Raw genomic sequence first — 11646 nt, 5'->3', positions numbered from 1 at the left:
TCCGTGGTGGGCTCTCGGGATGTGTGGGGGGGGGGAGGGGGAGGGGGTGAACGGTTTGGGGTTGCTTTTCGTACCAGGCGGTGAGGGAACACCACCTAGGGCGGGAGTGACGGCGATGAGGGTGCAGCGCAAGCACGTGCTGGCGGTGACCGTGGCGGTTGTCGCCGCGGCGGGCGTGGCGGTGGGGACCGGGTTCGGGTTCGCCGACACCGCTGCGGCACGGCCGTCCGTCTGCTCCGGGTCGGTCATGTTCTCGGCCGAGGCGGGAGCGCCGGCGGCGACGAGCGACCGGTTCCCGGTAGGTACGCGACTGCGGGTGACCAACCTGGACAACAACCGGGCCGCCACGGTGACGGTGACCGGCCCGTCGGGGAGCTGTGTGCTGCTCAACGCGGCCGCGATGGAGTTGGTGCGGGAGCCGGGCAAGAACGTGATCCGCCGCAACGTGGTGGAGAGGCTGGACGGAGCGGTCGCCCAGCCGGCGCCCGGTGGGGTACGCCCCGGTGCCGCCTCGCCCGCCGCCACTCGCCCGGTACCCCGCTCGGTCTGCTCGGGCGCGATCACCTTCTTCGCCGAGAACGCCGCGCCGGCGGCGACCAGCGGGCAGTTCCCGGTCGGTACGCGACTGCGGGTGACCAACCTGGACAACGACCGGGCGACCACGGTGACGGTGACCGGCCCGTCAGGTAGCTGTGTGCTGCTCAACGCGGCGGCGATGGACCAGATCCGCGAGCCGGGCAAGAACCTCGTCCGCAACAACACGGTCGAGGTTCTGCGCTGACGTGCGTGCAGGGGCCCCACGCGTGACGTGCGTGGAGGGGCCCCACGCGGCCCCTTCACACCGTCACCCGAACGCGGCGTCGAGGATGTCGATGCCCCGGCCGAGGTGCGCGTCGGAGATGACCAGCGGCGGTAGGAAGCGCAGCACGTTGCCGTACGTGCCGCAGGTCAGGGTGAGCAGGCCGGCAGCGTGGCAGGCCGCCGAGATGGCGGCCGTGGCGCTCGGGTCGGGGGCGAGGGTGCCCGGCTGCACCAGCTCCACGGCGAGCATCGCGCCTCGGCCGCGTACCTCGGCGACCCGGGGGTCCCGCTCGGCGATGGCCCGGAGCCGGGGGGCCAGCACGGACTCGATCCGGCGGGCCGCGCCTGCCAGGTCCTGCTCGTGCATGATTTCGATGGTGGCCAGCGCGGCGGCGCAGGCGATCGGGTTGCCGCCGTACGTGCCGCCGAGGCCGCCGACGTGCACCGCGTCCATCAGCTCGGCCCGGCCGGTCACCGCCGCGAGGGGCAGACCACCGGCGATGCCCTTGGCGAGGGTGACGAGGTCGGGTTCGACGCCCTCGTGCTGGCAGGCGAACCAGTCGCCGGTACGGCAGAAGCCGGTCTGGATCTCGTCGGCGACGAAGACCACCCCGGCGGCCGTCGCCCACGCACGCAGCGCGGGCAGGAAACCCGGCGCGGGTACGACGAAACCGCCCTCACCCTGGATCGGCTCGATGAGCAGCGCGGCGACGTTCTCCGCGCCGACCTGCTTCTCGACCATCTCGATGGCCCGAGCTGCCGCCTCGGCGCCGGAGAGCCCGCCGTCGCGCAGCGGGTACGACATCGGCACCCGGTAGATCTCCCCGGCGAACGGCCCGAAGCGGTGCTTGTACGGCATGTTCTTCGCGGTCAACGCCATGGTCAGGTTGGTCCGGCCATGGTACGCGTGGTCGAACACCACGACCGCCGGCCGTCCGGTGGCATGCCGCGCGATCTTGACGGCGTTCTCCACCGCCTCGGCACCGGAGTTGAACAGCGCCGACCGCTTCTCGAACCCGCCCGGCGTCAACGCGTTGAGCTGCTCGCACACCGCCACGTACGACTCGTACGGCGCGACCATGAAGCACGTGTGCGTGAACCGCTCGACCTGCGTGCGGACGGCCTCGACCACCGTCGGCGCGGAGTTGCCGACGCTTGTCACCGCGATGCCTGCGGCGAAGTCGATCCACTCCCGCCCGTCGACGTCGGTGATCGTCCCGCCCGAGGCGCTGTCCACGTAGGACGAGATGACACTCCCGACCCCGCGGGCGACCGCGCTGCCCCGCCGCCTGTGCAGTTCATCCGAGGACGGCACCGCAGCGCTCTTCGTTCGCGACTGCGGGGCTCGCAAACCCGGCTCACTCCTCGCGCTCACCGGTCAGCCCTCGATGTTGTGCATGACGTGCTTGATCCGGGTGTAGTCCTCCAGGCTGTAGACCGAGAGGTCCTTGCCGTGCCCGGAGTGCTTGAAGCCGCCGTGCGGCATCTCCGAGACGAACGGGATGTGCGTGTTGACCCAGACGCAGCCGAAGTCGAGCCGTCGGGTCATCCGCATCGCCCGGCCGTGGTCGCGCGTCCAGACCGACGCCGACAGGCCGTAGTCGACGCCGTTGGCCCAGCGCACTGCCTCGTCCTCGTCGGAGAAGCGCTGCACGGTGATGACCGGGCCGAACACCTCGTCCTGGATGATCTCGTCGGCCTGCCGCAGCCCGGACACGACGGTCGGTGTGTAGAAGTAGCCGCGTTCGCCCTGCCGGGAGCCGCCGGTCTGGATCGCCGCGTGGTCGGGCAGCCGGTCGACGAAACCGCTGACCCGGGCGAGCTGGTTGGCGTTGTTCAGCGGGCCGTAGAGCACGTCGGCGTCGTCCGGCGCGCCGGTCTTCGTGGCGCGGGCCTGCTCGGTGAGCGCCGCCACGAAGTCGTCGTGGACGCCGGGTCCGGCCAGCACGCGGGTCGCGGCCGTGCAGTCCTGCCCCGCGTTGAAGTAGCCACCGACCGCGATGGCCTCGGCCGCCGCCGCCACGTCCGCGTCGTCGAAGACCACCACCGGGGCCTTGCCGCCCAGCTCCAGGTGGGTGCGCTTCAGGTCGGAGGCCGCCGCGGCGGCCACCTCCATGCCCGCGCGGGTCGAGCCGGTGATCGACACGAGCCGCGGGGTCGGGTGGGACACGAGGGTACGACCCGTGTCTCGGTCGCCGCAGACCACGTTGAAAACCCCCGGGGGGAAGAACTCGGCGGCGATCTCGGCGAGTAGAAGCGTCGACACCGGCGTGGTGTCGGACGGCTTCAGCACGACCGTGTTGCCGGCGGCGAGGGCCGGGGCGATCTTCCAGACCGCCATCATCAGCGGGTAGTTCCACGGGGTCACCTGGGCGCAGACCCCGATCGGCTCGCGCCGCACGTACGAGGTGTGCCCGGCCAGGTACTCCCCGGCCGAGCGCCCCTCCAGCAGCCGCGCGGCCCCGGCGAAGAACCGGAACTCGTCCACCGCCGGCGGCAGCTCCTCCTCCAGGGTGAGCTGGCGCGGCTTGCCGGTGTTGCGCACCTCGGCGTCGACCAGCTCGTCGGCCCGTGCCTCCACGGCGTCGGCGAACTTGAGCAGCGCCTTCTGCCGCTCGGCGGGGGTGGCCTCCCGCCAGGTCTCGAAGGCGGTGGCGGCGGCGCTCATCGCCGCGTCGACGTCGGCCGCACCGGAGACCGGCGCCTGCGCGAACACCTCGCCCGTGCAGGGGTCGACCAGATCGGCGTAGCCGCCGTCGGCCGGTTCGACGTAGGAGCCGTTGACGAAGTTGCGCAGCTGCTGCTGGTCACTCATGGCGGGATCACTCCGAGGGGGGCCGGGGGTGCGGTCTGCGGCGGTTATCGCAATCTTCCTGCCATCTTCGCTACTGAATCCGCAGCAGACAAGGGATGCGGCGACTGTTTCCGTCGGCTGTCGCCTCGTCTACGCTGCACGACGTGGAACCCGCAGCCTTCTTCGTCGCCTCCCGTCCCGCCTCGGGCGTGGGCGAGTTGACAGTCCACCATCCGTACGACGGGCGCGCGGTCGGACGTACCACCTTTGCCACGGACGACCAGGTCGACGCCGCTGTCGCGGCAGCGGCCGGGGTGGCCGCGCAGGCCGCGGCCCTGCCCGCGCACGTCCGCGCGGCGGCCCTGGACCACGTCTCCCGTCGGCTGGCCGAGCGTGCCGACGAGGTCGCGGCCCTGATCACCGCCGAGAACGGCAAGCCGGTGAAGTGGGCGCGCGCCGAGGTCGGCCGGGCGGTGTCGACGTTCCGGTGGGCCGCCGAGGAGGCTCGGCGCTTCTCCGGTGAGCTGCAACGACTCGACACCGACCCGGCCGCCGCCGGTCGGATCGCACTGGTCCGGCGGGTGCCGAGGGGCCCGGTGCTCGGCATCGCGCCGTTCAACTTCCCGCCGCTCAACCTGGTCGCGCACAAGGTCGCCCCGGCCATCGCGGTCGGCGCGCCGATCATCGTCAAGCCGGCGCCGGCGACGCCCCTGTCCGCGCTGCTGCTCGGCGAGCTGCTGGCCGAGACGGACCTCCCGGCCGGCATGTTCTCGGTGCTGCCGCTGCCCAACGACCGTGCGGGCGAGCTGGTCGCCGACCCCCGGCTGCCGGTCGTCTCGTTCACCGGGTCCGGGCCTGTCGGGGCGGCGATCCGGCGACAGGTACCGGAGAAGCACGTGACGCTGGAACTGGGCGGCAACGCGGCGGCGGTGCTCTGCGCGGACTGGACGTCCGCCGACGACCTGGGCTTCGCGGCACAGCGCATCGCCACCTTCGCCAACTACCAGGCCGGTCAGTCGTGCATCGCCGTGCAGCGGGTGTACGTGCACCACGCGCTGTACGCCGACTTCCTGCCCCGGCTGGTGGCGGCGGTGCGCGCGCTGCGCACCGGCGACCCCGCCTCGGAGTTGACCGACGTCGGACCGATGGTGTCCGAGGACGCGGCCCACCGGGTCGAGACGTGGGTGTCCGAGGCCGTCGCGGCGGGTGCCACGGTCGAGGTGGGCGGCGTCCGCAGCGGCGCTACCTACCCCCCGACCGTCCTCACCGGCGTGCCGGCCGGCGCCAAGGTCGTCGCCGAGGAGGTGTTCGGGCCGGTGCTGGTGGTCACCCCGGTCGCCGACGACCAGGCCGCGTTCGCGGCGGTCAACGACTCGGCGTACGGGTTGCAGGCGGGCGTGTTCACCCGGCGACTCGACGTGGCCTTCACCGCCGCGCGAATTCTCGAGGTGGGTGGCGTGATCGTCGGCGACGTGCCGTCGTACCGGGCCGACCAGATGCCGTACGGCGGGGTGAAGGGCAGCGGCGTCGGCCGGGAGGGTCTGCGCAGCGCGATGGACGACTACACCGAGCCGCGCGTCCTGGTGCTGACCGGGATCCCGCTCTAGGCCCAGGTGCCGTCGTCGCGTACGCGGGCGGGAGCACGGCCCAGCAGCAACGTGGTGAGCGCGGCGTCGATCGTGTCGCCGAGGAACCAGTCGCCGGCCTGGTCGAGGGCGAAGATCCGGCCTCGCTCGTCGACGGCGAGGATGCTGTCCTGCTGTTCGGTGCCGATCGGAAAGAGCCGTACGCCGAGCACCGCGCCGAGGTCGGCCAGCGTGTCGGCGGTATGCGCGATCATGTGTGGGCGGATGTCGAAACGGGAGATCCACACCTGCTCGCCCGGGCCGCGCCGGGCACCCACCAGGCTGGGGAACGCGGTCAGCGCCTCCACTGCAGCGGGAAAGACCTCGTGCCGATGGGTCCGGCCCGGAACGGCGGTGACATCGCGTACGCCGGCGGCGGCCATGATCTGATCGCCGATGTGCGGGCGCCACCCCGCCGCCACCAGCGCGTTCGTCACCTCCGGCGGGAAGCGGCCCGGATCGGGGTCGGGCTCGGCCGGTGCGAGCCACGTCTCGGTGTAGGCCCGCGCAGACTCCGGCAGGACGTTGGCGCGTACCAGGAACGCGGTGCACGAGTCGCAGGGCAGTTCGGCAGCGCCGCCGGCCGGGTCGCCCGGCTCACGAACCCGGAAGATCTCGAAGCGGGCGGCGTCCAACAGGGCCGCCGCCTCGGCCCGCCCCATCGGCTCGATGCCCTCGGCGGCCCGGCGGTGGTCGTACTCGTGCAGCACGTCGGAGACCACGATCAGCTCGGCGTGGCACTCGACGCCGCGGACCAGCTCGCCCGGGGGCCTCTCGTCCAGGTAGCCGCGCACGAGCGGGTGGTGGTTGAGCGTGGCGGCTCCTCGGGTGCCCTGGGCCGTCCAGATGCGACCGTCGAGGGTCAGGTGCGCCACCGTGTTCGGCGTCAGGCCTCGATGGATCTCCCGGATCAGCAGGCTCGACGCGTCGACCGTCTGCGGCGCCGTCGGCCCGCTGGGCTGACTGCGCCGGTACAGGTCCGCCACGACGGTGCTCGGCACCCGGGGCCAGGTGGTGACCTTTCCGGTGCGCTTGTCGATGACAGTGGTCGGCAGATCGCCGGGGATCGCCCGCGCTGCGCCCGACACGATCGAGGTGATGACGAAGCCCAGGTCGAACTCGTCGACCACCGGGATGCACTCGTGGCCGAGGCGCTGTGAGTCGCGTCGGGCCCAGGCGGACGCGAGCTGCTCAGCCTGCTGACGGTCGATCACACACCGAAACTACCGGACTACGCGGATCGATGGCGGCCGGTATGGTCTTGGATACCGACGGTGACGGGAGGAGTGGCGGTGAGCGAACGCGTGGACCGGGACGCCAATCGCGAGCTACGAGCCCGATTCGACGACGTGTATGGCCAGTACCAGCAGCTCAGGTCTGGTTTGGACACTCTGCGGGCGCGCCTCGCCCAGCTACGGGTGACCCGGCGCTCGGCGGACGGCCACGTCACGGCGACCGTCGGCGCGCAGGGCCAGCTGATCGAGGTCGTGCTGGCCCCGGCCATCTACCGGGACCGCGACGCCGAGGCGCTGAGCCGAAAGGTCACCGAGACGGTGCACGCCGCCGTGGCGGCCGCCACCCAGGCCACCCAGGATCTGGTCGCCGAGACCATGCCCTCCGGCTCCGGCTCGGCGGAGTTCCTGCGTACCGGTGATTTCGGCACGTTGCTCGGCCGTGCCGACGCCGTGCTCGGCCGACGCGAGGGGCCGGCATGACGGACGGTCAGCTCTGGCTCGACGCGTCCCGGGCTCGGCGCGGTGGCGCCGACCTGGCCCTGTCCGGTGAGGCGGTGACGGCCCGACGGGCGTCCGAGGGCGGCGAGATCGAGGCCGCCAGCGGTGCCCGTCCGTGGGGGCGTGACGACATCGGTGGCGCGTTCGAGCAGAGCTACCGCGGCATCGAGCAGACCGTGCTGCGCGCCTGGGCGGGCATCGGGCAGCGGCTCACCGAGCTGGGCGTCGACGTGGTCAGCGCGGTCGACGCGAGCGTGCAGACCGACCAGAGCAGCGCCGCCCGGCTCGACCGGGCCGCCGACCAGCGCTGACGGCGGGACGATCCGGATGAGCGTGCTGCCCAGCCCGATCCCGCACCCGCTGGACTACGCGCCCTGGGACGTGCCCGGCTGGATCTACGAGGCCCTCGACTGGGTGATCGGCGTGCAGTGGCCCGAGGGCAACGAACGGGCCGTCTGGGACCTCGCCGACCGGTGGTACGCGGTCGCCGCAGTCCTCGCCGGCCCGCACGCCGACGCCGCCGCAGCCGCCACCGAGGTACGCAGCGGATACGGCGGTGTCGGTGCCGTCGACGCCGCGTTCGAGGCGGCCTGGCGTGGGATCGCCGAGAGCGACGACGCGCCCCTGCCGGTGCTGCTCGCGGTCACCGCCGACCTGGGCCGCCTGGTCGAGGAGTGCGGCTGCGACATCGAGGGTGCCAAGATCGAGGTCTGGATCGAGCTGGGCATCCTGGTCGTCGAGCTGCTGTCGGTGGCCGTGGCGGCGTTGCTCACCGCAGGTGCCGCGTCGCCGGCGGCCGGCGCGGCGGTCACCGCCACCCGGCTGCTGATCCAGCAGATCTTCAAGCGCCTGATGGGCCAACTGGCGAGCAAGGCTCTGCGGCGCGGGCTCACGGAGGCTGGTGAGCGGGCAGCCAAGGAGGTCGCCAAGGGTGGCGCGCGCGGGCTCGCGAAGCGGGCCACCCGGGAAGGGCTGGAGGAGGCGGCCGAGGAGTCCGGGATCAGCCTCGCCACGCAGGCGTACCAGAACTCCACGGGCCGGGCGCACGGCGTCGACCTGACCGACCTGGGCGCGTCGGCGGTCGGCGGGCTCGCCGGGGGAGCGGTCGCGCCGCTGGCCGGCCTGGGCCGCCACATGACCGGCCGTGCGGCCCGCATCGGCGAGCACCTGGGTCGGGAGATGACCGGCGAGATGCTCGCCGAGAGCGCCGCCAGCATCGCCACCGGGCAGGGCTTGACCTCGGTGGACGATGTGGTGCGTGCCGCCGCGTCCGGCGTCACCGGATCGACGACCGCGCAGGCCGACCACGCCTTGCAGGCGCGCCTGCGCGCACAGGCCGACGCGCTGGCCGGGGCATCCCTCAGCGGCCCGCCGCTGCCGATCCCGCAGGCACCGACTCCCGAACTGGCGGGACACGGGTCGTCGCCCGCGACCCTGCCGGTTGCCGCGGCGCATGATGACAGCGCGGCGCGGGCGGTGCCCGGGTCGGATGTCGTCGGCGCTCCCGTGCCGACAGCCTCCGAGGCCGTGGGATCGGCGGGTGGCGAGCAGAGCACGAGTCCGACACTGTCGACCGTCGAGCGCGATCCGGTGCTCCCGACCGTAAACGGTGACCCCGTCCTCTCGGACGTTGCGGAACCGGGGCGTCCTGCTGGCGCGGCAGCCCTCACGCTCTCGGCGGTCTCCACGCCCGCGGCCGGCGCCATCGATGTGCTCGGCGGCGGGCCAGCCGTCGAGGCTCCTCCGTCCGGCTCGACGGGTGGTCCCGCCCCGGCTGTCTCGTCGACCGGCCTGGTCGGGGCTACCCCGCCCACTGCCTCGTCGGCTTCTCTGCCGTCGTCGGTTCCTCTGGCTCCGTCGAGCGGAGCGTCGGTGGGGGTGGCGCCTCCGGTCGGCGTGGCGGCGAGCGCTGCGGGCCTGTCCGCCGGTCCCGCCTCGACGACCACCCCCGCGGTGATGTCCCCGTTCACGCCTCCCGGGCCGGTGGTCAGCGCCCCCGACACCGGCACCGGGCACGGCGGGGTCGCGACCCAGACGGGCGGGGGCGTGCTGCTCGGTGCGCCGGAGGGCCGACACTCCGCACCCGAGCGGCCCGCGACGCGGGAGACGCCCGCGCCGGCCCGCGTACCCCGACAGAGGGCCCGAGGTCGCGCCCCGGTGCCCGTCGACGTGGTGGCGTTCGGCGATCCGGCGGTGTCGACGACCGACGTGGACGACTGGTACGCGGCCCAGTGGGTCGCCGAGGCGGAGGCCGCCGAGCGGCGGCGCTACCAGGGCCACTTCGAGTCGCAGCGGATCGGCTTCGAGAACAACCGCCGGCAGGTCGAGGCCGCCCGTCTGCGGGCACGGGCCGAAGAACACGACCGCAGGGCCGTCGAGTACGCCAACTACGCCCGACACCTGCACCAGACCGGTCACCGGCAGTGGGCCGACGGCTGGCAGCGGGCGGCGAACGACGAGACACGCGCGTACGCCCACTGGCGTGACCTGGCCAACGACGTGCTGGCAGGCGTCACGGCGCCGCCGGTCGTCGACCTGGTCGACGGATCGTTCACGCACGCCAACACCGACGTCGGCGCCCTCGCGCTCGGCGCGGTGGAGACCACCGGTCCGTCCCTGCTCACCGGCGACGACGTCCCCCCGCCGATCGACGACACCCGCCCGTACGGGCAGCCGGGCGGGCTGCGGCCACCACTCGCGCTGCACCAGGTCGACGTCGAACGGCAGATGCCCCGCGAGCGCGACGGCACTGTCCGACGTACCGCCGATCCGCGCCAGGGCGGCTGGTTCCGCCTGTTGAACGACGGCGGCCCGCAGGCCGACGCCACCCGGGGCATCAACTGTCTGGACTGCACTCTGTCGCTGTTCGAGACCTGGGTGCACGGGCGACCTCGGGTGTCCGCGCCGCGCACCTTCGACGGCTACCTGGACGGTGACATCCGACGACCGATCCGCGGCGAGGCGGGCGGCCCGGGCCGGGTGGAGGACGTCACCGGTGGTCGCTTCCAACGCGTACTCGCCCCCGGTCAACGACCAGACCCGACGCAGGCGCGGCAGGGGTATGCCAACCTGCACGACCAACTGCTGCTGGGCGGCCACGGCAGCTACGCGTTCCTGATCACCGAGTGGGCCGGCGGCGGCTCGCACGCCTGGGTGGCGCTCAACCAGAACGGCACGGTGCTCTACGTCGACCCGCAGACCGGGCTGGTGCGCGACCGGCCGCTGTATCCCGACGTGGTGGGCATCGACGCGTTGGTGCTGAGCGGAGACGGCCGGCCGATGCCGCTCGGCGGGCTGCCGCGGGGCCGCTTCAGTGAGCGCCCCGACCTGCCGACCCATCCACCCGGGTACGACGACGGCGGCCACGGTGACCCGTACGTCAACCGCATGTACCTGTTGCTGGACGGCCCGGGCTCGACGCCGGACGCTGTGCCGTCCCCGTCGGACGGTCGGCCGGCGACAGGCCGTGATCCGAGCCGGGTGCTCGCGCAGAGCGGCAGTCTGGATGAGGTCTTCTCGGCTGGGATGAGTCCCGTCGACTTCGCGAGGGCGGTCGACCCGTCGAGCCTCCGGCGGCTGGTGCCCAGCCTCGACGACGCAGCAGCGCAGGACGTGTCGCGGTTGTTCGCCGACGCTCGTGTCCACGACATGCTGGACGCTGCCCTGCGAGAGCCGCCCCAGAATGAGCCGAAGCTGGCCGAGGCGTTGGCCCGGCAGCTGGCGCAGGCACCGGATCTGGCGCGGGTGATTCTGGGGACCCCCGAGTTGGCGGCGTCACTGACGGCCCGCCCGCTGACGCTGCACCACCTGGCGAGTCACCAACAAGCCATCGACGCCCTTGCCGAGCTGCTCGATGACATCAATGCGCGGGGAGCAGCGGGACCGGACACGGAGCCTGGTCCGGCGTTGTCTCAACCGGAACCCACACCTCTCACCGTCGATCAGTTGCGGATCAGCGCCAGCTTGCAGATGCGGCGGGGACCTGTGGCCCAACCAGGTTTCGACAGGCGCCGGATCGACGATCCCGACTATCGAAGAAGCTATCTCAACGATCTATATGCGGCAGCAGTCAGCGCCCAGGCCGACCTGAATCGCCTCGCGACGTCTCTGTCTGTTGTAGATGGTCGTTCCGTGGGTAACCCAGGTTGGCGCTCCCAGCCCAAGGATCGACGGCGAGCCGAGGACAAGGTGAACAGCCGGCAAGGCGACGCGTCGACGCTGCTGGACCTAGCGGCCGCAAAGGTTGAGTTCAGCTCTCTCGATGACCTTTATGCTGCGCTTGCTCGGATCAAGGAGAGCCCGGGCGTCGTGATCGTCCGGTGCGACGACCGTTTCATCACTCCGATGAGTAGTGGCTACCGTGACGTGCAGCTTGTCCTGCGAACGCGAAATGGGCACCTGGCGGAGTTCCGTCTGCACCTGGCAGCACTTGACGCGGTGGCGGTCTGGGAGCATGCGCTGTATGAGGTACGCCGCGACATCGATGCCCTGGCCCGCCTTGAGGGCCGAGATTTGACAGGGCGCGAAGCGGCGATCGCGGATGGGATTCTCCGACGCGAGCAGCAGTTGTTCTGGGAAGCCCTTCAATCGACCCGTGAAGGTAAGTTCTAGTGGTGCAAATGCCCGGTCTAATGCTTCCGTCCTACTACCTCTATCACCAGTCTCCCGTCAAGATCGTGAAGACACCCGATGG

The 11646-nt window shown here is 72.2% G+C and carries 8 protein-coding genes; 5 read left to right on the top strand and 3 right to left on the bottom strand.

From position 1 onward, the window contains the following. Positions 1-115 precede the first annotated feature (115 nt). On the top strand, positions 116-781 hold the full coding sequence (locus ABZV06_RS26940) for a hypothetical protein (RefSeq protein WP_355624954.1): 666 nt from the start codon (positions 116-118) through the stop codon (positions 779-781). A gap of 63 nt (positions 782-844) precedes the next feature. Here ABZV06_RS26940 and gabT read toward each other — a convergent pair whose 3' ends face one another. Both gabT and ABZV06_RS26930 read right to left on the bottom strand, forming a co-directional pair. Continuing rightward, positions 845-2176: a 4-aminobutyrate--2-oxoglutarate transaminase gene (gabT, locus tag ABZV06_RS26935; RefSeq protein ID WP_355624953.1), complete on the bottom strand. Its 1332-nt coding sequence runs from the start codon at positions 2174-2176 to the stop codon at positions 845-847. A 3-nt stretch (positions 2177-2179) separates the two neighbouring features. Then, the gene (locus ABZV06_RS26930) at positions 2180-3616 is read right to left on the bottom strand and encodes a gamma-aminobutyraldehyde dehydrogenase (RefSeq protein WP_355239723.1); all 1437 of its coding nucleotides are present in this window, start codon (positions 3614-3616) and stop codon (positions 2180-2182) included. Positions 3617-3759: 143 nt separating this feature from the next. Here ABZV06_RS26930 and ABZV06_RS26925 point away from each other — a divergent pair, with 143 nt between their 5' ends. Beyond that, positions 3760-5202, top strand: coding sequence for an aldehyde dehydrogenase family protein (locus ABZV06_RS26925; RefSeq protein ID WP_355624951.1), 1443 nt, complete (start codon positions 3760-3762; stop codon positions 5200-5202). Here the strand turns inward: ABZV06_RS26925 and ABZV06_RS26920 are convergent. After that, entirely contained in the window at positions 5199-6434 is a 1236-nt protein-coding gene (locus tag ABZV06_RS26920; RefSeq protein ID WP_355624949.1) for an SUKH-3 domain-containing protein, read from the bottom strand. The two genes, ABZV06_RS26925 and ABZV06_RS26920, sit on opposite strands and share 4 nt — an antisense overlap. A 78-nt stretch (positions 6435-6512) precedes the next feature. Here ABZV06_RS26920 and ABZV06_RS26915 point away from each other — a divergent pair, with 78 nt between their 5' ends. The 3 genes from ABZV06_RS26915 to ABZV06_RS26905 are packed head-to-tail and all read left to right on the top strand — an operon-like array spanning position 6513 to position 11564. After that, entirely contained in the window at positions 6513-6935 is a 423-nt protein-coding gene (locus tag ABZV06_RS26915) for a YbaB/EbfC family nucleoid-associated protein (RefSeq protein WP_355239732.1), read from the top strand. Then, positions 6932-7264: a hypothetical protein gene (locus tag ABZV06_RS26910; RefSeq protein WP_355239735.1), complete on the top strand. Its 333-nt coding sequence runs from the start codon at positions 6932-6934 to the stop codon at positions 7262-7264. Before ABZV06_RS26915 ends, ABZV06_RS26910 begins: the two co-directional genes overlap by 4 nt. Positions 7265-7280: 16 nt before the next feature. Further along, positions 7281-11564: a toxin glutamine deamidase domain-containing protein gene (locus ABZV06_RS26905; RefSeq protein ID WP_355624947.1), complete on the top strand. Its 4284-nt coding sequence runs from the start codon at positions 7281-7283 to the stop codon at positions 11562-11564. Positions 11565-11646: the final 82 nt, after the last annotated feature.

This window comes from Micromonospora sp. NPDC005172, assembly GCF_040608555.1.
GTDB lineage: Bacteria > Actinomycetota > Actinomycetes > Mycobacteriales > Micromonosporaceae > Micromonospora.
This window is presented reverse-complemented; position numbering and strand designations above follow the sequence as displayed.

What these genes read in the sequence shown, in the direction of transcription:
- ABZV06_RS26940 (WP_355624954.1), top strand. Translation starts at nt 116, where the DNA reads ATGAGGGTGCAGCGCAAGCACGTGCTGGCGGTGACCGTGGCGGTTGTC.
- ABZV06_RS26930 (WP_355239723.1), bottom strand. Translation starts at nt 3,616, where the DNA reads ATGAGTGACCAGCAGCAGCTGCGCAACTTCGTCAACGGCTCCTACGTC.
- ABZV06_RS26910 (WP_355239735.1), top strand. Translation starts at nt 6,932, where the DNA reads ATGACGGACGGTCAGCTCTGGCTCGACGCGTCCCGGGCTCGGCGCGGT.
- ABZV06_RS26905 (WP_355624947.1), top strand. Translation starts at nt 7,281, where the DNA reads ATGAGCGTGCTGCCCAGCCCGATCCCGCACCCGCTGGACTACGCGCCC.